Source organism: Ktedonobacterales bacterium (genome assembly GCA_036557285.1).
GTDB lineage: Bacteria > Chloroflexota > Ktedonobacteria > Ktedonobacterales > DATBGS01 > DATBHW01.
The window spans coordinates 1-26070 of record DATBHW010000060.1 but is presented as its reverse complement, the minus strand read 5'-3'; the positions used below and the strand labels follow the sequence as shown (position 1 = coordinate 26070).

22 protein-coding genes are annotated in these 26070 nt (G+C 54.9%); 14 read left to right on the top strand and 8 right to left on the bottom strand.

Features of this window, described 5'->3' with window-relative positions; translation table 11 throughout:
• Positions 1 to 109 precede the first annotated feature (109 nt).
• The 3 genes from VH599_17960 (at position 110) to VH599_17950 (ending at position 4460) form a co-directional block, all read left to right on the top strand.
• On the top strand, positions 110 to 604 hold the full coding sequence (locus VH599_17960; protein HEY7350209.1) for a hypothetical protein: 495 nt from the start codon (positions 110 to 112) through the stop codon (positions 602 to 604).
• Positions 605 to 623: 19 nt separating this feature from the next.
• Positions 624 to 2483, top strand: coding sequence for a hypothetical protein (locus VH599_17955; protein ID HEY7350208.1), 1860 nt, complete (start codon positions 624 to 626; stop codon positions 2481 to 2483).
• A gap of 447 nt (positions 2484 to 2930) precedes the next feature.
• On the top strand, positions 2931 to 4460 hold the full coding sequence (locus VH599_17950; protein HEY7350207.1) for a tetratricopeptide repeat protein: 1530 nt from the start codon (positions 2931 to 2933) through the stop codon (positions 4458 to 4460).
• Between the two features lie 587 nt (positions 4461 to 5047).
• Here VH599_17950 and VH599_17945 read toward each other — a convergent pair.
• A complete protein-coding gene (locus VH599_17945) occupies positions 5048 to 5662 on the bottom strand; it encodes a winged helix-turn-helix domain-containing protein (protein ID HEY7350206.1) in 615 nt (204 codons plus the stop codon).
• 577 nt (positions 5663 to 6239) lie between these two features.
• On the opposite strand from VH599_17945, the gene VH599_17940 reads away from it, so the two are divergent.
• A complete protein-coding gene (locus VH599_17940; GenBank protein ID HEY7350205.1) occupies positions 6240 to 6992 on the top strand; it encodes a J domain-containing protein in 753 nt (250 codons plus the stop codon).
• An 18-nt stretch (positions 6993 to 7010) separates the two neighbouring features.
• Here VH599_17940 and VH599_17935 read toward each other — a convergent pair whose 3' ends face one another.
• The 5 genes from VH599_17935 to VH599_17915 all read right to left on the bottom strand — a co-directional run bounded on the left by VH599_17935 (position 7011) and on the right by VH599_17915 (position 12747).
• Positions 7011 to 7646 carry an ImmA/IrrE family metallo-endopeptidase gene (locus tag VH599_17935; protein ID HEY7350204.1) on the bottom strand — a complete coding sequence of 212 codons (636 nt, stop codon included), beginning with the start codon at positions 7644 to 7646 and terminating at the stop codon, positions 7011 to 7013.
• Positions 7647 to 7833: 187 nt separating this feature from the next.
• Entirely contained in the window at positions 7834 to 8364 is a 531-nt protein-coding gene (locus VH599_17930) for a helix-turn-helix transcriptional regulator (GenBank protein ID HEY7350203.1), read from the bottom strand.
• Positions 8365 to 8672: 308 nt separating this feature from the next.
• Positions 8673 to 8867 (bottom strand): hypothetical protein, encoded by a 195-nt coding sequence (locus VH599_17925; protein HEY7350202.1) that lies wholly within the window; start codon positions 8865 to 8867, stop codon positions 8673 to 8675.
• An 830-nt stretch (positions 8868 to 9697) separates the two neighbouring features.
• Positions 9698 to 10411 carry a hypothetical protein gene (locus VH599_17920; GenBank protein HEY7350201.1) on the bottom strand — a complete coding sequence of 238 codons (714 nt, stop codon included), beginning with the start codon at positions 10409 to 10411 and terminating at the stop codon, positions 9698 to 9700.
• A gap of 353 nt (positions 10412 to 10764) precedes the next feature.
• Complete coding sequence (locus tag VH599_17915; protein ID HEY7350200.1) at positions 10765 to 12747, bottom strand: MerR family transcriptional regulator; 1983 nt, start codon at positions 12745 to 12747, stop codon at positions 10765 to 10767.
• Between the two features lie 426 nt (positions 12748 to 13173).
• Here VH599_17915 and VH599_17910 point away from each other — a divergent pair, with 426 nt between their 5' ends.
• Complete coding sequence (locus tag VH599_17910) at positions 13174 to 13656, top strand: NUDIX domain-containing protein (protein HEY7350199.1); 483 nt, start codon at positions 13174 to 13176, stop codon at positions 13654 to 13656.
• Positions 13657 to 13678: 22 nt separating this feature from the next.
• On the opposite strand, the gene VH599_17905 is transcribed toward VH599_17910, so the two are convergent.
• Entirely contained in the window at positions 13679 to 16459 is a 2781-nt protein-coding gene (locus VH599_17905) for an ABC transporter substrate-binding protein (protein ID HEY7350198.1), read from the bottom strand.
• Positions 16460 to 16711: 252 nt separating this feature from the next.
• Between VH599_17905 and VH599_17900 the strand changes: the two genes are divergently transcribed.
• From VH599_17900 to VH599_17860, 9 genes are all read left to right on the top strand, one after another.
• Complete coding sequence (locus VH599_17900) at positions 16712 to 17203, top strand: SRPBCC family protein (GenBank protein ID HEY7350197.1); 492 nt, start codon at positions 16712 to 16714, stop codon at positions 17201 to 17203.
• 12 nt (positions 17204 to 17215) lie between these two features.
• Positions 17216 to 18346, top strand: coding sequence for a saccharopine dehydrogenase NADP-binding domain-containing protein (locus tag VH599_17895; protein HEY7350196.1), 1131 nt, complete (start codon positions 17216 to 17218; stop codon positions 18344 to 18346).
• A 748-nt stretch (positions 18347 to 19094) separates the two neighbouring features.
• The gene (pstS, locus tag VH599_17890) at positions 19095 to 20219 is read left to right on the top strand and encodes a phosphate ABC transporter substrate-binding protein PstS (GenBank protein HEY7350195.1); all 1125 of its coding nucleotides are present in this window, start codon (positions 19095 to 19097) and stop codon (positions 20217 to 20219) included.
• Between the two features lie 204 nt (positions 20220 to 20423).
• Positions 20424 to 21428: a phosphate ABC transporter permease subunit PstC gene (gene pstC / locus VH599_17885; protein ID HEY7350194.1), complete on the top strand. Its 1005-nt coding sequence runs from the start codon at positions 20424 to 20426 to the stop codon at positions 21426 to 21428.
• A complete protein-coding gene (gene pstA, locus VH599_17880; protein HEY7350193.1) occupies positions 21425 to 22300 on the top strand; it encodes a phosphate ABC transporter permease PstA in 876 nt (291 codons plus the stop codon). Before pstC ends, pstA begins: the two co-directional genes overlap by 4 nt.
• A 61-nt stretch (positions 22301 to 22361) precedes the next feature.
• Positions 22362 to 23114, top strand: coding sequence for a phosphate ABC transporter ATP-binding protein PstB (gene pstB, locus VH599_17875; GenBank protein ID HEY7350192.1), 753 nt, complete (start codon positions 22362 to 22364; stop codon positions 23112 to 23114).
• A 22-nt stretch (positions 23115 to 23136) separates the two neighbouring features.
• On the top strand, positions 23137 to 24048 hold the full coding sequence (gene pstB, locus VH599_17870) for a phosphate ABC transporter ATP-binding protein PstB (GenBank protein ID HEY7350191.1): 912 nt from the start codon (positions 23137 to 23139) through the stop codon (positions 24046 to 24048).
• An 11-nt stretch (positions 24049 to 24059) separates the two neighbouring features.
• Positions 24060 to 24710, top strand: coding sequence for a phosphate signaling complex protein PhoU (gene phoU, locus VH599_17865; GenBank protein HEY7350190.1), 651 nt, complete (start codon positions 24060 to 24062; stop codon positions 24708 to 24710).
• Between the two features lie 102 nt (positions 24711 to 24812).
• A complete protein-coding gene (locus VH599_17860) occupies positions 24813 to 25529 on the top strand; it encodes a response regulator transcription factor (protein ID HEY7350189.1) in 717 nt (238 codons plus the stop codon).
• On the opposite strand, the gene VH599_17855 is transcribed toward VH599_17860, so the two are convergent.
• Positions 25519 to 26070 (bottom strand): hypothetical protein (locus VH599_17855; protein HEY7350188.1); only part of this gene is annotated, 552 nt, incomplete at its 5' end. The two genes, VH599_17860 and VH599_17855, sit on opposite strands and share 11 nt — an antisense overlap.

Genomic DNA, 26070 nt, shown 5'->3' with positions numbered 1-26070 from the left:
TTCCGAATCAGCGCGGCTAATGAGCGGGTTCACTGCTGGCATACTCCTTGATGCTATACGACCTTATCGAGTACTCAAACTGCATGATTCTTTGCTGGAAAGCACGGCCATGAAACGACGACCACTGGGCGTGACGATTCTCGCGGTGTTGATCCTACTTTTCGGACTTCTGGTGAGTGGGCTGAGCCTATTTTTGCTGGTCCTGAGCTTGCTGCACTATACCGGCAATGTGCCACCTGCGCTGGTAGTCGCGCTGGGGAGATTGTCGATGCTCGATCTGTTTCTGGTGACTGCGCAGGCGGCCCTTGGAGTATTTGCCCTGGTGAGCGGCATCGGCATGCTGCGGCTGCGGCCCTGGGCCTGGCTGATAGGTATGCTCCTGCTGGGCTGTGAACTGGTGATTCAACTCAGCAACTATTTCCAGGGGCGTCCTGCCTATCTGGTGCTGTTTGTCACAGCACTGCTAGTGTTCTATCTCAATCAGCGGCCCATTCGGGAGGCGTTCAGCATCGAGCCGAGGTCTTCCGCTGTCCCCGCGAGCATACACATTGAACCCGTTGGCAGCACAGATGCGGTTGAGCCGCCCGGTGCGCTGGAGCCGTGAACCATAAGGAGCAGCAGCGATGGCCCTCCTCATTCCTTCTGATATGGCGACAACCCCCCTCCTTTCCCCTGCTGATCTGGCGCTGATGCGTCGCTTCGAGCCGGTTCTCTGCTTTAACCGGGGAGAGCAGTTCTACCCGATGGATGCCGGTTGCTACCTGGCCGTGGCAGGACTCTGCATCAAGCGCCCCAATGAAGACCCCCAGGACGTAGTAGCGCGCGGCCAGCTTACTGCTGACCTGCTGGTTGAGCGCCGCCCTCCCGCGCCGGGGGCGGTGTATTACCTGAGCGTAGCCGATCCGCTTCCAGCGGGGAAAGTTCGCCAGTTTCGTCACAGTTCGACGCTCAAGGACTTTCACCGAGGCCCAGGGCGGCTGGCGCGGGTGGGCCTGACAGCGCGCCTGGGCGATCTGCTCTTTTCGCTCTCTCTGGTCCTGCGCGGCAGAGCGCCAAAGGGGCTGGCGGCAAGCTCCGCGATACGTTATCAGGCGCTCCAGGCGCAGGGGACGCGCTACGCTTATCATGGCCGGGTGGTGCGCGAGCATGGCTACATTGCGCTGCAATACTGGTTCTTTTACGCTTACAACGACTGGCGTTCCTCGTTCCAGGGGGTCAACGATCACGAAGCTGATTGGGAGATGATTACCGTCTACGCCGCAGAGGATGGGCAGGGCGCGATTCAGCCCGTCTGGCTGGCCTATGCTGCGCACAACGATGCGGGCGATGAACTGCGCAGGCGCTGGGACGACCCAGACCTGGCGCGGGTGGGCGAACACCCGCTCGTCTATGTCGGTGCAGGCTCGCACGCTTCCTACTACTTCCCCGGCGAATATCTGACGACGGCAATACTGCCCTATACTGCCAGCCTCATCCGGCTCTGGCAAGGAGTCCAGCGGGTGTGGGCGCGGCTGGGCCAGGGTAACGCGCCGGCGGCTGGTGCGGTACCGGGACTCTTTCGCATCCCCTATGTGGACTACGCGCGCGGCGATGGGCTGCGCATCGGGCCGGGGCAAGAGCGCGCCTGGGAGATCTGCCCCCTTCAAGCGGTTGCCGATAGGCCAGCGCCAGTCTGGGTTGATGGCTATCGGGGCCTGTGGGGCCGCTACATCGGCGACCCTTTTGCGGGCGAAGACGCCCCTACAGGACCCAGGTTTCAGCGCGATGGACAGGTGAGGAAGGCGTGGTATGACCCACTGGGGTGGAGCGGCCTGGACAAAGTTTCGCCGCCCGCCAGGGCGCTCGCAGTGCTGGAGGAGCAACAGCAGCGCCTGCGTGAGGAGCAGCAGGAACTCACGCGGCAGGTTGCAGACCTGGCAGATCGCCAGCGTAGGCTGGAGATGGAATCGGCGGCGATCCATAACCAGCCAGCCCTGCGGGCACAGACGACTCACCTGGAGCGCACGATTCGGGAGGGCAGCGCAGAACTCGACCAGCTCAAGGCCCGGCGGGAGACGAACGAACTGGCGCTGGCAAGCTGCGCCGAGTATGCCACCCAGCTTGCTGCTGGCGATCCCGGTGATCCCCGCGTACACCTGCATCATCCCCATCTGCCCACCAGCCCGGTTGATCTGAGGCTTAGCCGACTGGCGCAGACCTGGAGCGCGATCAGTATTGGCGTGCTATTGGTGGCCTTTGTTATCCTCGCCCAATTCTCGCAAGACCTGGGGCCGGGGCTGCTGGTGCTGCTGGGCATCTACGCTTTCATGGAGGCGCTCTTTCGTCGCTCCATTCGCACGCTGGTGAGCGCGGTGGTTGTGGCGCTGGCTCTGTTCAGCATGCTGGTCTTGTTCATTACCTTCTTGCGCCCGGTGGCGCTGGTGGCGCTGGTGGTGATCGGGCTGGTCCTCATTATCGAGAATCTACGCGAGGTGTGGTCCTGAATCAGTTGCACATTTCTCAAGTCGGCGCAGCGGCGGGGAAAACCAGAATATTGTCTGCCATTGCTATAGCCTCACCCCTCAGTGCGAGCATATGACGCTGCCCTATCTCGATAGCGTGTGGAGTAGACGCGGAGGACGGAGCGGGCGCAAAAGTGTACAGCGGATCCATGAGGGTTAAACGCATCAAGCACCCCTATACCTGCGTGTACCTCAAAAACCACCGAGGGTGAATTCACCTCACTAACCTCATGCGCCAAAACATCTCCTCATGGGGAAAATCATGAAATATTGACAGGGACTGTATTCTGAGATTACCCGACCAGACGAGCGGTTAGTTAGCACACTGGCAAATCTCCTCTAATCGGAGGGAAAGCAGTCCACACCAGGAAGAAGTGGAGAAGAGGGGCCGCTGGAAAGGAAATCCCGTGCTTAATAGGAAATCATGTCATGATTGATGGAGAGAAGACTCTACTCGCCCAAAGCAAATTAGGGAGCCAACCGAAACATGCGCCTGCTGATCAGGCTGTTGCTGTCCAGACGGAGCCACTAACCATAGGCCACAGACTCCGCGCCGCCCGTCTGGCCGCTCATCTGACCCAGCAGGAGCTTGCCGGGGACTTCTACTCGAAAAGCTATGTTTCCGCAATTGAGCGCGGCAAACTGACGCCCTCTTTCCAGGCGCTCGGCAGGCTCGCAGAACGCCTGGCCTTACCAATCTCTTATTTGTTGGGCGAGAGCAAAATTGATCTGGAGGCGCTGGAGAAAAGCAGCATCTTGCTGCGTGGTCCCTTTGATCAGGCACGCCAGGCAGATGAAACAGAGGCGCTGTTGCGGCTTGGCGCTGCGGAGGACTTCATTCGCAATGACCGCCCCCATGAAGCATTAGAAGAGCTTGGCGGAAGGGATGAGCCGCCCGGAACATGGCCCCTGGTTCATTACCCCACATGGTATTGGCTGGCTGGCTGGGCCTCAGGACTGGAGGGAAGGAACGACGAGGCTATTCGCCTTCTGGAGCGCGGGTTCCACCTGGCAGAGTCACTCTACCTGCGTGCGCCGAACTCCCAGCGCGCGCGTCTGGCAGAACAGGTCGAGCGGTTGCGCTGCTTCCTGGGTACTGCCTATTGCGCAGATGGGCAAACAGCCCTGGCATTGCAGTGCCACCTCCAGGGGAGGGAGGCTATTGATAAGCAGATTATCACCGATGCGGACCTCAAGTTGATGATCTATAAGGGGTTGGGGCGTGAGTACCTGGCTCAGGGTCGCTACCAGGAAGCAGCCGTCTTCTACCAGCTTGCGATCAAGTCCGCCCATGATCGGGCAGATCAGCGCCAGCATGGCCTGGCTGCCTGGGGGCTGGGGCTGGCCTATCGTGAACAGGGCAATCTACAGCAGGCCCGGAAGAGCTATCTGGAGGCATTGGAGGCGTTGGGAGCGCATGGGAATAGGCAGTTGTTGGCACAGATTCGGGCGCTCCTGGGGCAGGTTCTTGTCAACCTAAAAGAATACGAAGAGGCGGAGCATCACCTGCAACGAAGCCTGGAAGGCGCCAGATATGTGAAGGATCCCCGCCTCGTTGGGATCGCCCTGGCGAACCTGGCGGATTTGCACCTCGCCAGGGGCGCGCCAGAGCAGGCCATTCAGGCGGCCCAGGAAGGGCTGCCTCTAGTACAGCAAAGTGAAGATTACCGGAGTGTGGGAGAACTTCAGTACACACTCGCGCTGGCCTATGCGGCCATGCAGAAAAACGAGGCGGCGGAACGCGCCTACCACGCAGCCATCAGGACTGCCGGGCAGATTTCTGACCGCGATATATTGGGCCAGGTACACCAGGGCTACGCAGATTTTTTAGCCAGTCAGGGGCGCTTCCAGCAAGCCTTTGCTATACTCCAGCAGATGTCTTCTGCTCTCCCAAGCGAACAGAGCATCTTGAAGAGGGACGCCATAGTATCAAGCAATGTAGGGACAAAACACAAATAAGGTTTCGGGGAGGGCATGCTGCTCAACAGATGCTGATTGGCAGAGCCACCTCTCTGGAGGAGCACATGCTTATGCGATTGTTGGGAGGAGGTAGTTTGGATCGCTGGCACCTCAAGAGGGAGTGTCAAACGAGGCAGATGGTTGCAGCGCGAGGGCCTTCATAGAGGGTCTCTGAAGATGGTTAAGGCAGGAAGACGCCAGCCGCTGGCGTCTTCCTGCTCGCTGACACGCGAGCGCCGATGAGCAGCATATGCTCGCTTGGCAGGGCTACCAGCAGGGGGGGAGCGGAGCGGCGCAGTTCCCATAGGGCCGTATCAGAGCGCCCTGAGCTATCGTTGTTTCAGTACTCAGCACAACCCCGCCTATTAGTGGGAGAAAGAGCGACAGCACAAGCAATCCTTTGATCGCGTATCGTCTGAACATGGATGATATTCCTTTCTGCATGTCTAGGATTCACTTTCGCTTCAGAGAGGGCCAGCCCCTCTCTGCCTAAAGCATGCAGCCGAAGGTTCATCCGAGGTTCAGCGCGCGTTAGATTTTCTTCCTCCCTGGTTCAGGTTTGCTTCAGCACTGGCCCCACTGAAATATCATCCTAATCGTTCAGATGGAGGCGCTCCCAATGGCAAAGGCTCTGACTTCTCAGGAAAGATGGCATAGCCAGCATGGCGCTTACAGCGAAGAAGTCTAGGACGATAGAGGGTTTCGCCTAATTTACGTCGTATATTACTAATCATCTCCTCAACAGGGTGTTCAAACTCTTCTGAACCCTCTGATCCAATGGCCTCGGCAAGAACAGTAACGGCAACATAGCAGCCTGGCTGACGCAATAAGATTCGCAGCAACTCGGCCTCGCGGGCGCGCAAAGCGATGCGCTGGTTTCCACGACGCACTTCGTAGCGATCCAGATCAACCAGCAAGTCTGCTTGCAAGCTGAACACTGAATTAGTTGGTCTGGCGCTTTGGATCGGAGAAAGGTCAACAACCGCCAGACGCTCTGCATGTTCGTGGGCAATCAGTTTGAGGATTTGGCGAACGAGACGTATCTCACGAATGTCTTGATGTTCTGCGCTCAGGACCAGCGCCAGGATCGGCTTCCCTGTTGCCCCCAAGAAGAGTTCCATCGTATATGGTCCAGCAAGTAACTGCCGAAATAGTTCCGCTTTTACGGGAAGCGGTGGCATCAGATACACCGACGGATTCATACCCACTCCTGAAGACAAGGTTTGTTCAAGATACATTGCTTGGACCATGCTTTTGATCCCAGGTGCGCAGCCGATCCAATCGCTGATTGCACAGTGCTGGAATATCCAGGCAATGGTCCTATTCCAAGTATGGCCGCTGTCCTGGCCCGATGACAGGCGCAAATACGCCGCACATCTGATTCCTACGCGCTGGCTCCTGCGCTTAGACAATGCTGCCCAGCTCCCTATAAGACTTCCCGCATTTCAGGCGCCCCAGGGGAGACACGACAGGCGAACGTGCTAGCCTATGACCTGAGCAGCGGCGAGGACGAAGCGCCACCGCCTCGGTGGAGCCAGGAAGAAGGGTGCCTGCCAGAACAGTTGCTGGCTCCTGCGTCTAAGTGGCGCAGGAGCCAGCGCGTAGGAATCAGATGTGCGGCGTATTTGCGCCTGTCATCGGGCCAGGACAGCGGCCATACTTGGAATAGGACCATTGCCTGGATACTTCTCCTCCATACGCGACTGGCTCTGTTGAAACAAATCCCAGACCAGACCAACGAGGGCAGAAGACCAGAATGGCTCAGGAAGAAGGACAGATATGAAGAGCCATGACCCCCCATTCGTTGATTATTACGCGCTCTTTGAGATTCCCGAAAACGCCTCCCCGGAAGAAGTCAAGCAAGCTTACAGAGATTTGGTCAAGCGCTATTACCCGGACCTCTATTCGGCGAATCCCACGTGGCAGCGCAAAGCCGACGCGCTGATGCGTCTGGTGAATCAAGCGTATGCTATTTTGAGTAATCCGCAGCGCCGCCAACACTACGATCACCTGTTGTGGGCACAGCGTCAGACGGCCTTCAATCTCCATCAGTCTGACACGCTGGATCAGCCCGATCCCTATCCCTCTTCACCGCAATCCTGGCCCGAGTTGATCTTCGATTGGTTTGACCGTCAGAGAGGAGCAGCGCAGGAGCGCCCATTGATCAGCACTTTCCGAAAATTGTGGCTACTCCCTCTCCCCTTCTGCCTGGCAACCAGCGCAAGCTCGCTTTTCTGGAACCTGGGACAGATGCTGAATGCGCCTTTCCTGGGAGGCGTTACCGCGATACTGGCTTATCTTCTCCTATTGGCAGCAGCATTTGGGAGATTACTGTTGCCGATCCGGCACCGACCACTGTTAACGCTGACGGAGAAAATGCTCTGTTTGCCAGTAGTCGCGGCGATACTCGTGCTGGCCGGATGGCTCTGGATAACCATCATGGACCAGGGGGGAAGGGGAAGTAACCCCTGGGATTTATGCTGGTGGTGTGGTGTCCTCGGCTTCACCTGTGCCTGGATGGCCTATCTATAAAAGGCTCGCTCGCTGCCTTCATAAGGGCGCGCCGCGAGCAAGCTTTTCCTGACCTACATCAAGGCGCCTGTTGGCCCAGGCAAACCAGACCTGTGGCGCCTCTGAGAACGGCCAATCACGATGCCTCAACCAGAGATCCACTACCTGGACAGGGATGTTCAAGCGGTTTGCAGTATAGATAATTGCTTCCTTTTGTACCTGTTGTGCCTGCTCTGTTGGGTATCTCGCGCCTGCCTCCTCCAGAGCCTGCTCATACACTTCTGGGAAAACGAGCAGGTGCGCTGCCCAGACATCGGCCTCCATCTCCTTCTGGCTATCCTGAAGGATATGGGGAGTGGACTGCGTATCTTTCAGATAGATGATGGGATCGCTCGGCATGTAGTTTAACGCCAGATGGGCAAGCTCATGACCAATCGTAAAGATCTTCTCCCTTTCCTCCAGCGAAGCCCGCACACTCATAATGATAGTTTTTCCGCACCTGACGACGACCCCACGCAGCGAAGAGAACGCCACCGACTCCTCATACTCAATCCCCCTGTTTCGACACGCTTCTGCCAATGCTTGAGCCGACCAGGCATATGATTGGGGAACTCCTACGTTCTGAACGGCGATCTGCTGCTTGACAGCATCCACTGGGATGGGTGAAACCGTCATGGCATATCTCCCCTTAATAAAGCTACAGCAACAACACTATCCAAAAGATACTCCCTTTGGGAGATCGTCTTGTAAAAGCCTGGCTACTGGCAGGCTCTCAGCATGCCCTGAAAGGTAGGGAAAAGAGGCTTGCTAACCATCCGATCTGGAGTTGGAGCAACTCAACCAGACTGGCCCAACAGGAGAGTTACCACTCCGCTTCTTTGGCGCGGCGGGCCAGCTCGATCACGATGGATTTCACGATCAGTCGCATTTGTGCTTTTGCATCTTCCAGCGGAAGGTCTCCGCGAGTGATGCCTGTACACACTTCATACATGCTCACATTGCAAGCGGCAAAGGCCACCTCGATGCCGAACTGCCGTAAAATCACGACCAGGAACCACTCATCGTACCCGGCTGCCGCTAGTAAGAGCGCCCGTTCTTCATCATCGGCTCCGAGCGCCTCAGCGATCCCTGCAATGAAATGGGGGGTGACTCGTCGAATGTCGCCATCCTCCAGTTTACGAATCCAGGAATCATCAAAATCACGCTCCTCGCCGGTCAGGCGCGCCCACACCCCGCTGAAGTTCTCGCTCAACTGCTCCTGCGTCATATGCTTGACGCGCGCTCCGCCGCTTTTGAATGTTTGTCCTCTTGGCTTTGACTCTCGGATCTGCCTGACTACTTTGCCAAAATCCTTTGCTTTTTGTTCGCCAAGTTGATGGTCTATGAGCGTCATGGCAGTGGTCTCCTGGAGGCGCTATCACGTTACCAGCATCTGGACAGAGATCACATTGGGAAGAGCAATACACATAAAGAGCGGCTTGCGCATCAACTCCTCCTCTTCGTGAAGATACAGGAGATCAGAAAATGCCTTTGTGGAGATGCTTGTTTTGAAACATCATTGTGCTGACATGAACATCTCTTTTCCCTATTATGGCGAGATCATGCCCGAAAAGACAGGCGAAAAATGGCCTGTTAGTCGGCCCGTCGCACAGAGGGTGGGGACGGAGCCACGAGAGCAGCCCTTTTTGGGGGAAGACCTGATTAGTGAAGCTGGAGTTCTTGCTGCCTGGCCCTGGCAGCGAGACGCGCAAGCTCTCGAATTTCTTGGGGCAAGATGGCATCGCTCATTCCCTCGCTTGCACAAATAGCCATCTCAAGCTTGAAGTCTGGTTCCCTCGCCACCAGTTGGATCGGCTTCCGATCATCGGGAAAAAGATAGGCTAGCTCCGTATTCATAGTTTTCACCTTTCTCCGGCTTCTCCCGGCTGAGCAATTGAGGTCTCAGTTCCCTGCTTTAAACCCCTTGATAGTAACCATCATAAGAACACCCATACTTTCTTCTGAAAAACGTTTTCACAACAGCGCCAATAAAACGGCGAAGGGAGTCTTTTTCCTCTATGATTACACTGCTATTGTGAGACCCCAACCAAAGCTCAAGCTCTTTATGGCGCGAATCAACATTACCCATCAATATTAATAGCATAATCTTCACATACTGTCAAGTATCAGTCATCTATAGATAGATTTTAAGTTTCTTTATAAGGGAAAATAGCTTTAGTATTTTTGCTACTAAAAGCCACAGCAAGCTATAATTTGCTCAGCATCCAACTATAAAACCTCAATGGTCTCAACCGCTGCGATGAAAGATTTTATTGGACCACAATTCTCCTGGTCAGGAGATTTAATGGATACTGATGAACAGCGATAGACATATAAGGAAGGGTGATTTTTGTGTAGGATACTCTACAGTAGAGCCTTGCTCCCCTTAATATTGGCTATAGTTTAGCCTTACAATCTTATGCTAGCTATAATAACAACTAAATGCATGATGGCAGACTGAGGATTTCTTGTTAGAACACCATTCTTTATCATATAATCTCGCATTATTCGGAGTTTTCACCATAAATATTACTGTATCTTTTTTCATTTGTCAATAGTTCTTGAACTATTACCGCGTATTTCTCGGTTTTTGCAGTCTATCTCTTCCTTGGGCCGCAAAATAAAGAAGCAGGGAAAGTCTCACAAGACTTCCCCTGCTTGAAAAGAAACCAGGATGGGCCGGAAATCTACAATAGTCCCGCCACAGCAAACAGCCTCTGAAGAATTCGGTTGGGCGGCCTTTCGCCGACGAACTTTTCACGAGAGAGCTTACAGATGATCTCGTTGATGACAGGTTTCATGCAACCAGTAAATTCCTGCGGGGAACCTGTATTATCGATCATGTAGAAATGGTCTTTGGAAATGCCAAACTCATCACAGAGGTGTGGTTGAATACGACTCTGGTCATCCCGGGCATAGTAGGTTTGCATAATATGCTCCGAAACATAATGATCGTCGGATGTTTCCGGGTGATTGGCCCGGCATCGTATATGCTCTATGCAGGTTTGCACATCAGCATTGATATACACATAATAAGCCTTCTGAAGAAGGCTGGCCCCAAAGAACTCTAGCGCCTGGCAGTAATTATCACGAGCAAATTCGATGATGATCAATTGATCATCAAGCCTTCTGAGACGCTTTATGCGCTGCTCAACCTCACCCTTTAACCGCTGCAATGCCTCGTTGAGAACGGAGAAATCCGTAACATCGAAACCCTCATATTTTTCCGTAGGGGTAAATCGTTGGCGCCTGGTGTCTTTCAGGAACATCTGATAAAGGATTTGATAATCGCCGATGCGTATTGCAGATAAGCCCTTTTCCCAGGCTACTTCAGCAAGACGGTGAGCCGCCGTTGATTTACCACTTCCAGGGCGTCCAAGCGCAAATACGATTCCAAGCATCCATTTACTCCACTACGTAATGTGTATAGAGCGTACTGTCCAGGGTCCAGAACATCCCCCAACAGGTTTTCCCAGACTAACCGGACTAATATACGTCTGCATGATGTAACGAGCAAGCCCCACTTTAGTATCAGGTTTATGAACAAAGAGTCAGGAATTCTGAATCATCTCATTTTTTGTTGAGAGAAGATAAGATAATACCCGACCCTTAAATACCTATCCCTTGCTATGTAACCTTTATTATCCTGGCTTCTTAGCATATTTTGTGCCGCTGCCGCCCTAGACTGCAATGCGCATGCGACCAACTGTAAGGCGCTGCTCTCGAAAGAGTGATTCCCAACTCAGTAACCCTCTTACAGTTGGGGCCAGGGAACCAACCCTGCTTGAGGATCCCAGGCGATGACTTTATCGCCCTCCTGGCCTTTCCCCAGATCAAGGGCTTCATCCAGTGCGCTCGTCATTTTAGCCCTCACGTTCGACACTTCGGTGTCTTGCTCCAACAAGCTCTTGAGGGTCTGAAAATGGTAGCTCGTCACCCCCAGGCGCGCTGTCACCGTCTTGAGATTGAGCATTGTGCTCGGTGGTATGGGCTGCTCATTCGATGAGCGCGAGACGTTCACCTGATAAGGCAGTTTCAGGCTGCGGCGCAGTTCTTCAGCAAGCTCTATCGCTTTTTGCCGCGAAATGCCTTGCAGCATTAAATAGAAGCGATCCCCGAAGATACGATACAAGTGAATGTCTTCAGGTTTTTTCGATAACGCGCGAGTTTGTCCCTGAATACGCTGCCCTACAGCCCGAACAAGGTCCCTTGACGCCCAGTCCCCATATTGATCATTAATGGTAGTATGGTTATCGAGATCGATAGCGATAAAAGAGAGCGCCTCAAAAAAGGGCTGCTCGGCAATTGCTACGCTTGCGAGGAGCGTCTCCAGCTTGCTCATAAAGTCATTTTCTGAGGCAAATTCTTTAAAAAAGACATCCACGATCCCAGGCTTCTCAACCACCTCTTTCAGATTCTCGGTAAACAAGGAACGGGCATCATAGGTGACAATGAGTTCCCCAGCCATCCGCTCGATAGTCCTCAAGAGCAGTTGATCCTCTTCGCTAAAAGCATGGGGATCATCGGAGGCCACATATAACACCGCGGCTGGCTGCCCATCCGCCCCGGCAATGGGAACGGCAATAGCCGAGCGTATCGGCCCCTCAACATCGCGGCTGGCGATAGCCTTATCCTCCGAAGTAATATTTGACCGATAGATAATATGACCGCTTTGATAGGCGCGTTGAGTCAGGCTGGTTTGTGGACCGGCAAGGAGTGTAGTCGTTATCCCTGTTTTGTGGGGCGACTTTTCGCTCTGCGCCCTGACAATCAAGCTTCTCTGGTGCAGCGGAGCAGAGGGGTCTTTTGGAACCAGGAAGCAAGCGAACCGCCAGCGTGGCTCCGCTGAGCCTGCTCTTAGACCTCCCAGGTTGACTACCTCTTCAGCTATTCCCGTTAAGGAAGGATCACCGAGTGTCGGGTTGGTAAAACTGGGCGAATGATAGACCATATAATCCGTGCCTTTTTCTAAGAAAGGGCACCAGGCCGAAGCGCGCATTTGCAAAAGACTTAATAAACGTTGAGCCGTTCTTAAAGCTGCCGGGCGTGTTTTTCTCGTCAGGGAGGCAAAGCGGTGTTCGGTCACAATATAGGCATTGGTAACAAGATTTCCAGGGGCCAGTTCATCCAGAACAATGAGCCGGTATCGTTCAGGAGAACTGGGGGTGATGCCATAATTATAGACAAAGGTATAGAAGGGATAGTCTCGCTGGCGCCAGCCAAGCAAGGTTTTTCCCAATGCTGAGAGTTCCTGCGGAGCCACAATCTCAAGAGGTTCTAACGTGGTTTCGGGCATGCGAATGGGCAGAAACAGCCCCGTATCTCCACTCGGCTGCCCCTCAAAAAGTAGGCAAGCGGACAGGTACACTGCCCTGGGGACAAAAAAGCGCCAGAAGAGGGCATGTTCCGCCCGGCGGATCCGATCAAAAATGCTCAGGTCTTGCTCTTGCGCCTCTGAACTCGCCAACCCAGCATCGTTTCCAAAAAGCTGGTCTGCCCCTTGCATGAACTGGGCGATAGTGGTCAAGGAAAAGGATTGGGCAAGTAATTCCTTAATGAGAATCAGTCGTCTCAGATCGTTGACGCTATACAGCCGTTGCCCGCGACGTATTGTTCCGCCAGCTTCTGAGCGGGAACGCGTAGGCGAAAGCAAGGCGTCGCTCTTTTCCTCCCAATAGCGAAGCTGGGTCTCACTGATGCCGACAATCTTTGCTGCCTGTCCAATGCTGGTCGTCACTTGAGCAGAAACCTCTTTGAGGCGTTCCTGCAAGCGTGACCGGACAGAAGGGTCCGTTAAGTAATCCCGTATTTGTTGCGTCGATGTGTTGGTCTGCTCCATGATGGTAATCCAATCACAATCGTTTGATGCTACAAGCGATGATCTACTAAATGTCGCAAGCCTTTATGAGAATTCATCATAACTCTAGCCTATCCTATCAGATTGAATCTGTCAAGCGAAATAGGCTACTGGATTTTCTCACTAAATAGAAGAGAAGCTCAGGTTTCATCGCCCGCCTCCCTCAAATTCCACCTTTTGCTCATAATTCAATTGTTTCTGGAGTCCAGAGGCAGATGATTGACAGGCTAGCAGCCCACCCACTATAATTCGGTTACATCGAGTTGAGCCGCGCTTTCTGGTTCCGATGATGAGTGGCCGCTTTTCATGATATTGAACTGCTCCAAATTTGTTGCTGATGTACATGTGTTGCTGATTGCAGGGGACCATGTCTTATTATTAAGGAGATATAAAACGGGCTTTGAGGATGGCAAGTATAGTGTGATCGCCGGTCATCGTGATAAGGGGGAGACCATTAAGGAAGCTGCTATTAGAGAAGCGAGCGAAGAAGTAGGAGTGAGGATAGAACCAGAGAATCTTAAGCTGATCCATGTCATGCACTATTCAACGAAGCCTCACCGAATAGGTGTATTCTTCCATTCAACACGGCCTGAAAGAATGGCTTTTTTCTTTGTTGCCACAACATGGAAGGGCCAGCCTGAGAATAAAGAGCCGAATAAATGCAATGAACTCGGGTGGTTTTTGCTGGTGCAGCTTCCTCAAGATATGGTGTTGTATGTGCGGTCAGCAATAGAGCTATATCAAGCAAGCATTCCTTATTCCGAATTTGATTGGAATCGAGCAAAATAACAAACCTGCCGGGAAGGCGTCTTTATCTGGTGCGATACCAGTCGCCGATATTCCAGGCGTTCCCCAGGAGCGTTGGATTGGTAAAGTAGTTGCCAATGATCGAACTGGTGAGGACGATATTTGGTTCCAGATAAAGTGGGATCACGTAGACTTTTTGGACGAGAATTCGTTGTACGTCTTTGTAAATCTGAGAGCGTTCTGCACTGCCTAGCGTGGTACGCCCCTCATCCAACAACTCATCAACCCCAACATCATTCACTCGCTCATAATTCTGTCCGGTTGGGTGTTCGGCGCTTGGAATCTCCGAGCTATGAAAGCTGGGATAGAGATTTACGTCTGAGTCCAGGGTGAAATTATAGCCAAAGACAGCCAGATCGTACTTGCCAGTCGCTAACACGCCACCGCGCGTAAAGTTGGCAAAAATGGTGTGGCTATCAAAGCCCTGGAGGCTGACCGACAGCCCCAACGCCTCCAGGTCTTGCTTCATCAGCCGGGCAATCGCGTCGTAAGGGTTCCCGGTGTAGGTGACTAGATTCAGGGTTGGGAACGGTTGGCGGTTCTGTGTGCAGGTTCTGCCGGAGCAGTCCCATCCGGCGATCTGCATGTCCTTTTTAGCCTGAGCCAGATCAAAGCTATAGGTCTGGTTGGTTGGGTCAAAATCAGGGGAAGGTTTGGGCAGGATGGTATCCACACGCAAGCTATTGCAGGGCTGGCTAAATGCCACCTTGATGATCTGGCAGCGGTCAATCGATTCCTCAATTGCCTTGCGCACATTGGCATCTTGCAGCGCTGGCTTGGTCAGGTTGAAGTCCAGATGGGTATAGCCAATGGTGGGGCTGATGCGCAAGCCTTGTAGCCTCTTCACGCCAGGCAGATCGCCAGGCTGAAGATTCTCTATCTGGTCAATTTCTCCTCCCTGGTAGGCGGCAACGGCGCTCGCCACATCATTGTAGCCCTGGAAGATTAGCTGGTCTAGCACAGAGGCGTGCAGCGTCGTCGAGACATAATAGGGGTTAGGGACCATGAGGAAGCGTGGTCCGCTGATGCCATTTTCGCCGGAATAGTTTGCGAGCATGAATGGTCCGCTGGTTACTCCCGGGGTAAGGGTCACATCTTGCCTGCTCGCTAGATCGGGATGCTGAACCTTTCCCCAGACATGCCTGGGGGCGGCAAATGGCAAATAGGCCAGATAAGGCGCAAAGGGGCGCTTGTAGGTAAGGAGCAGGGCGTAGGGATCACGCGCCCTGTAGTTGGCGAGTCCATCAAAGCCGTTCGAGGAGATGACGCCCGTTCTCGGATCCTGTTCCACCTCAAGCCAGTAGACAAAATCATCTGCCGTCAGCGGCTGACCATCCGACCAGCGCAAATCGTGTCGGAGTTTCAGGACCACAGTCAGGCCATCTTTGCTGACATCCCCATTGGCCTGGGTTGGAATCTCAGCCAGTTGGTCGGGCAGATAGGTTCCTGAGGGGCCAATGACTAGTGGAGAACCCCATAGCGCATCGATCAAGTCAAAATCCTCTGCATAGCCAGCAAACCAGGGGTTGGTACTTTCGATAAAGTACGGCGAGCCATAAACGATCGTGCCACCTTTATGTGTTGGCACGTTATAGGGGTAGCGTCTGATAGTCATTGGTCCTGGTTTTGTCCCGCCGGATTTCAACAGGAAGAAATAGCCCGCTGCACCCAGGCCGCTCAGCACAATCAGTTGCGCCAGGATCAGACTTACCACCGCCACCATTCGATTACGGCGCTTGGCGGGCGTGGGGGGGACTGCCTCCCGCGCCGACGGCGGCGGTATCCGGGCAGAAGAAGGCGTACCAGCCGGAGCGCGATATGGACGAGTCTCGTAATCTGTCTGTACGGTTGAGGGTATAGGCGTTGGCTCAAACGGGGCAGATGGGCGCAGAATCTCCAAACTGTTGGATGATTGTGGGAACGACATTGCTTCTAAAGATGGGAGGTTAGAGAAGCGAGGAAGCGGAAGTTCTGATACCAGGCTGGCCTCCTCCAGGGCGCGGGCAAAGGTGCGCGCGTTTGTAAAGCGGTCATTAGGGTCTTTTTCCAGCGCGGTCATGATGACCTGTTCGACCTTCGGAGAGAGCATGGGAACCTTCGCGCGCATCGGTGGTGGTGGTTTCACCGCATGCTGGACTACCACCTCAGTAAACGTGCCCTGGAAGGGGCGGTCACCACTCAGCCACTCATAGACAACCACACCCAGCGAATAGAGGTCACTGGCCGGACGTGGTTGCCCTTGAACCTGCTCCGGGGCCATGTAGGCGATTGTACCCGCTATATCCTGTTGGCCCTCGTAGCGCGAGCTTTGCGCCACGGTGGCAATGCCAAAATCACTAAGCAGAATCTCGTCACGTAGCCCTATCAACATATTCTCCGGCTTGATGTCTCGGTGAATTAGTTTCTCCTCGTGGGCATACTGAAGTGCTTCGGCTATCTGCTGTACATAGGGAAGAACTACTTCCAGGGGAAGCTGTACACCCCTAGGATGGCGCTGGCGCAAGGTACCATGAGGCGCATAGTCCATCACGAGAAAAGGCGTGCCGTCCTGCACGCCAAAATCCAGCACTCGCACAATATTAGGATGCCGCAAGCGCGCAATCGTCTGGGCCTCCCGGAGAAAGTTCTCCATTTCTTCCTGTGCCAGACGTGTTGTCAGCACTTTGATAGCCGCCTGGGTCTTCAGAAAGACGTGCTCGCCCAGAAAGACCTGTGCGTAGCCCCCTTCACCCAGGAAACGTATGACGCGATAATAGCCAAGCTGCTGGCCCTGATACTCAGACATATTTTTCCCTGGTCAGCTAGACGACACTCTATCTCATCAGAAAGTATACCCCGGCTGACAAGAGGGCAGTTGTACGCCAATTCACGGCTAAGAACGTGTTTGAGGATGCGGAGCAGAGAGTGCCTAATAATGGTATAGTAAAGAAATGAAGGCCCAGGAAATCCATCTTGAGTAGAAGAACAGGCATCGCGGCCTGACGCTTGACCACACAGGCGAGCGTGGACCTGTGCTGCTCACAGGAGTCTGTCCCCCATGCCGACATTTGGGCGTTCGATCACCATTTGTAAAGAGCCAATGGCCCTGTTCCGCCTGACGCAGGACTATACGCGGCGGCTAGAATGGGATCCCTTTCTGCAAGAAGCACGATTGGTGGGAGGCGCGGTGGAGCCAGGCGTGGGAGTACGTGCCTGGTGCGTGGCACGCAACGGACTCGCCATGGAGACCGAGTATGTCTCGTACCGCCCACCTGAGATGGCGGCTGTCCGTATGACGGCGGGACCACGCGCTCTTGCCACTTTCGCTGGCTCGTGGCGTTTTAAACAAATCGCTCCGGGTGTCACGTATGTGACTTTCTGCTACCATCTGACTGCCTGGCCGAGCTGGTTGCGCTTCATCCTCGACCCGATCCTTTTGCGGGTCTTTGCTGCCGATACCTGGCAGCGATTGGTGGCGCTCAAGCGGGCAGCAGAGACGACCTCCCTCCTGCAAGAGTACGAGTTTCCTCAAGCCCAGGGGGGACCGTGAGGAGGGAACCACATGCCAAATGACACGGTGTTGGTTCTCGGAGGGACAGGGATCTTTGGGCGGTTGGTGGTGGCTGACCTGCTGACGCGAACATCACTCTCAGTAGTGATTGCTACGCGTCATGGTATCCGGACACACCAATGGCTGCCAGGCGCCGAAGGCCGAGTCAGCTCGATCCAGGTGGATGCATCTGGTGAGCAGGCAATGCGCAAGACCCTTGAGCAGAGCGAGGCGAAGGTCTTGGTTCATACAGCTGGTCCCTATGCGCACATTGGAGATGCCCCGTTGCGAGCCGCGATCGCCTGCCGCGTCCCCTACGTAGATATGTGTCCACGCTCCGACCTCTATAGCGCGCTGCGCGAGCGTTACGACAGACCAGCTCGTGAGGCAGGGATCGCCTGCCTCATCGGAGCTTCCACGGCAGGTGGACTGACCGGACTCCTCACTCGCTACGCCTACATGCACATGCGCTCTATTGAATGGGTACACTCATCTCTTTGTGTCCACAACTTCGAGTGGGGCCGCGGCGTCGTCGCCGATTATCTCCTCTCTGCACGGCGCATACTTCCAAGTGGTCAAGTAGGGAGCCTACCAGAACGTGTCTTTTTCCCCTCGCTGGGCATCCGCACGGTCTACCTGGCTGATACTCTCGACTATGTAGATCCCTCCTCCCAGGCCGTGCGCGATGTGGCCTATCGCGTGGGTCTGCCCAACCGCCTGCCAGCACTAGGCATGCGGGTGACGACTGCGATGGCACGCACGGGACTCCCAGTCTGGCGCTTCGCTGGCTTGTTCGGCAAGCTCACTGGTCTGCTCGGAGGCGCATATACAGAAGGTGGGTTGTTGCATCAGGCGTTTGGGGAAGGACTCCAGGGCCGAGGAACCTTCGAAACGCATATCTACCGCCCCTATGGCAACGTGCGCAATCCGAGCCTGCTTTGCTCACTGGCGGCTGCGCGGCTGGTACGCGGTGAGCTACCAGACATTGGGATTATCCACCCGGCGACGTGGCTCGCGCCAGAGGAACTGATCGCTCAGTTGCGCGCGCGGGCGGTGGTGGTTCGTTCGCGCTTCCGATTGGAAGATGTACCATTCAACGCACCGTGGGAGGGCAGTAGGAAGAAGCCGGAAGATACCCTATGACGGTTTTTCTGAGAGCGGGCCTGGACACGATCACCACGCAGGATGCCCAGGGCTGGTTTCGGCACTGTGGCTACCCAGCCCGTGCTGCTCCTAGTTAGCGAACGGTATATCATGGTTCAATCTTTCTGAACACCGCTGTAAGTACTAACCAATATGACTGGCTGGAATCCTTCACTGGGTTTCTTCTTCGTCCATACCCCCTAACATAGCAGGTTATTCGGATAGGCTGTTAGGCCAGTAAGTCCTGGCGGTGGAGTTTGGTCAACGAGGGCGGAGATTACTGTAAAGTCACTATTCATCTTTGCTCACAGCAAATCCCCCTCACGCAGCTCACGATGCTCGGCTATGTCTCCAGTCGTGCTCTGCCCTGAGTGCCGCGAACAATCAAACGGGATATTCCTGTGCTCGGAAGCACGCTTCGAACGGTCCCAGTGATTGAGTTGACTTTCCCACTACGTGTCTGTCGGGCAGAGACGCGGGCTGCCAGTCATTTCGGATACCCATGCAAACTCGCTCGTTCGCTACCGGATTGCCAGGTAATTACTACACCGAAGTCCTCTGTGTGACCCCTGCTCCTCTCGGTGGCTCCTTAATTTGGATTTAACAATAGATTCAAAGGGACTTAACATTGAACTCTTACACTCTCTAGCAGAGAGCACGAGAGGATCATGTTCAACATACCTGTTCTGTTTTGGCAGGTCTTCACGAGAGCGTAACGGTACATCCAATGAGGAGGAAACCAAATCGTATGCTTTTGACAGCATCGTCGCGGCCTCATCTGCGACTGCGGAGCTATCTTGCTTCTGTCGCATTTCTCGGTCTTACATTGCTCCTGACTGCCTGTGGCGAAGGCCCAGCTACGACAAACACTGGGCCGTCCTGCCCCAATACCACTTCGCTGACTGGCGCCGGGTCTACCTTCGTCAATCCCCTGTTCTCAAAAATGTTTGCCGAGTATGCCAAAGTTGGCTGCCAGGTTGAGGTGAACTATCAATCGGTGGGCAGCGGCGCTGGTATCACGCAATTGCTGAATCAGACCGTGGATTTTGGCGCAACGGATTCTCCTATGACCGATGATCAACTGGCTCAGAGCAAGAATGGGGACGTGTTACACATACCAGTCACAATTGGCGCGGTTGCTATCTCCTATAACCTCAGCCAACTGACAAACCCGCAACACCTGCAACTGAACGGCGACACGCTGGCGAAGATCTTTCTGGGTGCTATCAAGTTCTGGGATGATCCAGCCATTGCGGCAACCAACTCTGGGGCGACCTTGCCCCACCAAGCGATCACAATTGTCCACCGGTCGGATGGCAGCGGCACAACAGGCATCTTCACTCATTACCTCGCAGCAGTAAGCCCTGATTGGTCGTCGAAGGTCGGCGCAGCCACGACAGTCAACTGGCCGACAGGCGTGGGAGCCAAAGGGAATGATGGCGTAGCTAATGCGGTCAAGAGTACGGCTGGCGCCATTGGTTACAACGAGCTGGCCTATGTGCTGACCAACCAGATCCAGTATGCCTCGATCCAGGATCATGATGGAGCTTCTGTGCTGCCGTCGCTGGACAGCGCGAAAGCCGCTGCGGCCTCAATTACGACCATCCCCGACGATCTGCGCTTCTTCTTCGTCAACTCGCCAGGCCAGGGAGCTTATCCCATCACTGGCTTTACCTGGGCACTGGTCTATACGAACCAGACGGATGCAGACAAGGGGCAAGCGACTGCAAATACGATGTGGTGGGTGATCCATGATGGGCAACAGTATTCCACCCCTCTGAATTATGTGCCGCTGCCTGATAACATCGTTCAGAAAGGTGAGGCGAAAATCAAAGCGATGCAGTGTGGTGGCAGTGCCTGCTACAAGGGCTAAAGGCGCCGTAGCCTTCACTGACGCCTGGTGGATAAAGTGCCCCTTCATCCTCCAGAGTTGAGGCAGTCCTCCTGTTCAGCGGCGAACAACTCGGCCAGGGACAGGAGGACTGCCCTGCCAGTAAACAGAGCGCCGTTCCGCGCGCTGAGGCTAGGTCAGCACGATGCCTGCTGTGCCAAGTTGTAGCAATTAAGGTAGGGACAGATGCAATTTTTGTTCTCGACGGTCATCACGGTCGCTAATGGCCGCGGACGCGCCTGGATAAGGCGGCTCCAACTGCAGACGCGACGACCTGGCGATTTCCTCTTCCGTGGACTCACCTATCTCTTTGTTCTCATTGTCCTGGCAGCCGTAGTAGGAGTTGCCTGGGTTCTCTTCAGTAGTTCTCTTCCAACCATTCAGACCTTCGGGTTCAGATTTCTTACGAATGAAGCCTTCGATCCAGTGCATAACACCTTTGGCGTGCGCCCAGCGTTGTTTGGTACCATAGAAACCTCACTCTTCGCGCTGATCTTTGCCGTGCCTCTCGGCGTGGGAACGGCAATCTTTCTGGTCGATTTCTGTCCACGCCCGCTGCGTGCGCCGCTGGGGTTCATCGTCGATTTGCTGGCGGCGATTCCCAGCATTGTCCTGGGACTGTGGGGAGCCGTTGTGATGGTACCCTGGCTCCAGCTTACCGGACAGCCCTGGCTCAAAAAGTATCTTGGGTTTCTCCCCATCTTCCAGGGAGATATTCATGGGTATAGTATTTTGGCAGCGGGCCTCTTGCTTATCGTGATGATCTTGCCGATTATCACGGCAATCAGCCGCGAGGTGATGCTCGTCGCCCCTAAGTCGCAGCGCGAAGGGCTGCTGGCGCTAGGAGCAACCCGTTGGGAGGTTCTTCGCTATGCGGTGCTGCCCTTCTCACGCGCAGGCATCGCTGGCGGGGCGATACTAGCGTTGGGACGGGCGTTGGGCGAGACCATTGCTGTGACTCTGGTGATCGGCAATCAGGCGTCGAATCCCAGCTTACATCTCTTTGATACTGGCTATACGCTTTCGAGCGTCATTGCCAATCAGTTCGGCGAGGCCACGCCCGGCATCTTCCAATCTGCCGTGCTGGAAGCGGGCTTGCTTCTGCTCCTGATTACCCTGATTGTCAATATCCTCGCTCGCCTGTTAATTTCCCGGCTTGGACGCGAGCGTGTTGGGGGGTTGGTCGTATGAAAACACCCACACACCCCTTTCAGCCGGATAGCGCGGTGCTGCATGTGCGTCGTCAGATCGCCAATTATCTCGTGGTGGGACTGACAACCCTGTTTGCCGTCGCAGCCATGTTCTTTCTCGGCTATTTGATTGTCTATGTGGCCCGGCTCGGCATTGGCTCCCTGAATCTGAATTTCTTCACCCAGCCGCCCGCACCTGAAGGTGAGACGGGTGGTGGTGTGCTACCAGCCATTGAGGGGACGCTTGTCATAGTGGGCATCGCCACCGCCATTGGAGTTCCGTTGGGGATGTTTACTGGAATCTACCTTTCGGAGTTTGGGCGAGGGCACATCGCAGGTGTCGTGCGCTTCATGGTCGATATGCTGACGGGCATTCCCACGATCATCTTCGGCCTCTTCATCTGGACCCTGATCGTTGTGCCGCAACATCATTTTTCTGGATTAGCGGGCGGCCTCGCGCTGAGCATCATTATGATTCCCACGGTGGCGCGGGCCACTGAAGAGGTTTTGCGGCTTGTCCCCAAAGAGATGCGTGAGGGGTCGGTGGCCCTGGGCGCGACAGAGTCGCGTACTATCCTACGGGTGGTGGTCCCCACAGCCAAGAGTGGGATTATCACTGGTATCCTCCTGGCCGTAGCGCGCGTCGGCGGAGAAACTGCACCCCTGCTCATGACGGCATTCGGCACGAACTTTGCGCGGATCAATATTGCCCGCCCAATGGATGCTTTGCCTCTCCGAATCTATGTATCCACCTTGAGTCCCTTTGCTCCTGATCGTACTATTGCGTTTGCTGGAGCCTTTGTGCTGATGATGTTAGTGCTGGTCACATCGTTTGCTGTTCGCTGGGCCACTGGAGGTTTCAAGCAGCGTTGAGCGGGAAGGGATGAGCGCAGCGCCTGGAAGGTTGCTCTACCTGATGGGAAATGGGGGAACGATGTCTATTCAAGTTCGGAACCTGGATGCCTGGTATGGAAAAAAACAGAGCCTTTACAATATTAATCTGAGCATCAATCCGCAGGGCGTGACAGCGATGATTGGGCCATCTGGTTGCGGCAAGTCCACCTTCGTGCGCTGCCTCAATCGCATGCACGAGGAAGTGCCTGGCGCGAGGGTCGCTGGGACCGTCGAAGTCGAAGGCGCCGATATTTACGACCGCTCGATACGCCCGATGTATGTTCGTCGGCACATAGGCATGGTCTTCCAGCAGCCAAATCCGCTGCCCACCCGCAGTATTTTTGAGAACGTCGCCATTGGAGCGCGTCTCAATGGTCTGGCACGTGGAAAGGCACTGGCGGAATTAGTAGAGCAAAGCCTGCACGGTGCAGCGCTCTGGGATGAGGTGAAGGATCGGCTCGATGCCTCGGCAGCATCCCTTTCTGGAGGGCAGCAGCAGCGTCTGTGTATTGCGCGTGCCATTGTGGTTGAGCCGAAGGTGCTGCTCATGGATGAACCCTGCTCGGCGTTGGACCCGCAATCCACGCTACAAATAGAAGATTTGATTATCAAATTGAAGAGCACCTACACTATCGTGATCGTGACACATAATATGCAACAAGCTGCGCGTGTGGCAGAACGTACCGCCTTTTTCTTGTTAGGCCGCCTGGTTGAAACAGGGGAAACCGGGCAACTCTTCTCTCGTCCCCAACAGAAGGAGACAGAGGATTATATTACCGGGCGCTTCGGTTAAAAGAGGAGCAGGGGGACTATTCATGGATAATATCTCGACATCAGGAGCGGCCTCGAAATCGCTGGATGGGCTGGTTCAGCAGCCTCCTCGCTTGCCTAAGGAGGTGGTCCCATCGGTGCTTACCCAGAGCACGCAACCAACCGATGATGGCGAAGCACCTATTCGCCCAGGAGAGGATGGGCAGATCAAGATGCTCACAGAGGGCCTCAATATTTACTATGGCAAGCGCCACGCGATCAAAAACGTTAGCCTGACGATCCCTGCTAATCAAGTGACAGCGCTGATCGGTCCATCTGGTTGTGGCAAATCAACCTTCTTGCGGGCGCTCAACCGTCTGCACGACCTGACTCCAGGAGCGCGGGTAGAAGGGCTGATCCTCTTGGATAATCAAGATATTTACGGCCCCGATATGGACCTGGTGCATCTGCGCCAGCGAGTAGGGATGATCTTTCAGCGACCCAATCCGTTCCCAAAGTCTATTTTTGAGAATGTCGCTTATGGCTTGCGGTGCCAGGGCAGGCGCCGCCCGCGAGAAATCACTGAGATGGTCGAGCGTAGCCTGCGCGGAGCGGCGCTCTGGGATGAGGTGAAGGACCGCTTGAAAACTAGCGCGATGGGGCTTTCGGGTGGTCAGCAGCAGCGGCTGTGCATTGCGCGTGCGCTGGCAGTAGCGCCGGAGGTCATCTTGATGGATGAGCCGTGTTCTGCGTTGGATCCCATCGCCACACTGAAGATTGAGCAGACCATCGAAGACCTGAAGCGCGTGTATACCATTGTGATGGTTACGCATAACATGCAGCAGGCAGCACGGGTTTCTGATCGGACCGGCTTCTTCCTGCTGGGCGAGCTGGTTGAAATTGGCCTGACAACGACGATCTTCTCGCGGCCCACCGATACGCGGACTGAAGATTATATCACCGGGCGGTTCGGTTAAGGAGCGCATGAATGACACGAGACGCTTTTCATCATGAATTGCAGGAACTAGAAGAGGCAGTGGTGCTGATGGCAACACTGGTGGAGGCTGCCGTTGCCAACTCCGTACAGGCGCTGATTCAGCGCGATGTGGATCTTGCTCAGCAGGTCATCGACGGCGATGCGACGGTTAACGAACACCAACGAACGATCCGCAACAAGACTTTTGGGGTGATGGCTCGTCAGGCGCCTGTTGCTCGTGACCTGCGCGAGTTGGTCACAATCCAGTTGGTGATTAACGAACTGGAACGGATGGGCGATCATGCGGTTGGCGTTGCCAAAAACGCCATCAGGCTTTCCAAACAAGCACCAGTCAAGGCGGTTGTTGATCTGCCGGAAATGGCAAAGCTGATTCGCCAGCAAGTGCGCGACGCCATTCAAGCTTTTGTGGACGTGAATATCGTGGCTGCCCGCGAGATTTGTATGCGCGATGATGAGGTCGATCACCTCTATCGCCAGACCTTTGACGAGTTGTTGGTTTGCATGCGCAATGCCGATAATGTACCCCAGGCAACGAGCTTGCTCTTTGTGGCGCATGATCTGGAGCGCATCGGAGACCGCGTAACCAATATTTGTGAAGACGTGATATATATGGTCACAGGTGAGATTGAAGAGTTGAACTGATGGGAAATATGCTCAGACATGATACCAGTAAGCAGAGAGACGGGCAAGCCAATATGGGACAACGATACAGCATCCCAATGAAGAAAGGGAATCGCTACAGTGATGCAGCGGACGATCCTGATCGTGGAAGATGAGCTCATCTTACGCGATACCATTGTCTATAACCTGCGGGCGGAAGGCTACGAGGTGCTGACAGCAGGCGATGGGGCAACGGCACTAGATATAGCTCAGCATAGTCGCCTTGATCTCGTGCTGCTTGACCTGATGCTACCCGTGATGGATGGGCTGGAGGTTTGTCGGCAACTGCGCAGGCGCAACGAGACTTCCTCGGTACCCATTCTGATGCTGACCGCGCGCGCTGAAGAGACAGATAAAGTGGTGGGGCTGGAATTGGGTGCGGATGATTACGTGACCAAGCCCTTTAGCTGGAGCGAGCTGCGCGCTCGCGTGCGTGCTCTGCTGCGCCGGACCGAGCCACGTTCAGATGGCATGTCTGGCGTGACCCTGCGAGACGAGAGTCGGGTGCTGCTGGTTGGCGATTTGCGTGTGGACCTTGATCGCCGCGAAGTGACCATTGGCGAGCGTCAGATTGAGATATCCGCCCGGCTGTTTGATTTGCTGGTCTATCTACTGCGGCATCGCGGTACGGTCCTGACTCGTGATCGCCTGCTGGAACATGTCTGGGGCTACGACTTTGCAGGCGACACACGCACAGTGGATGTGCATATTCGCTGGCTGCGCGAAAAACTTGAAGAAGATCCCGCCAACCCCATACTGGTGCAGACGGTGCGTGGCGTGGGCTACCGCTTTAGAGGCTGAGGGTGTGCGCCCCCTCGTGTGCGGAACGTGCACCCGGAACCTTCTGGCAACTCCCCTTACCGGCTCCAGGAGGTAACCCTTCCAGCGGGGCTTGTACCCGATCGCTCACCTGCTCCAAAGCGGCTGGCTCCAGCGCGGCAAGGATCTGCTGGCAGACAAAGGCATCCAGGCAGGGACCGGCCACATGTTGACATCTGGACTCCTCATAGCAATTGTGCCGCAGCACGCAGTCATACGTGTGCAGGCGCGCTTTACTATCGTGATAATTCACCCCAGGCGTGTGCCACAATGGGCGCACATGACCAACTCCGCCAGGATCGCTGGTCTCGCACGGCGCATCGCGCCTCGGCTCTGGCACGGTTGTCCTGCAAGCAGGCCCGGTTGCGCTCGTACTGCTCTGCACTCTGACCAACAAACTACAGACCGGCATGACCCACAGCGCCAATTCCTTCAAGTCACAGCCCCTCACCATCCACTCCACGGCCAGGTCTTTCCGCTGCTCCGCGCGCTGACCAAGCAGGGAGAGGATAACGTCATTATT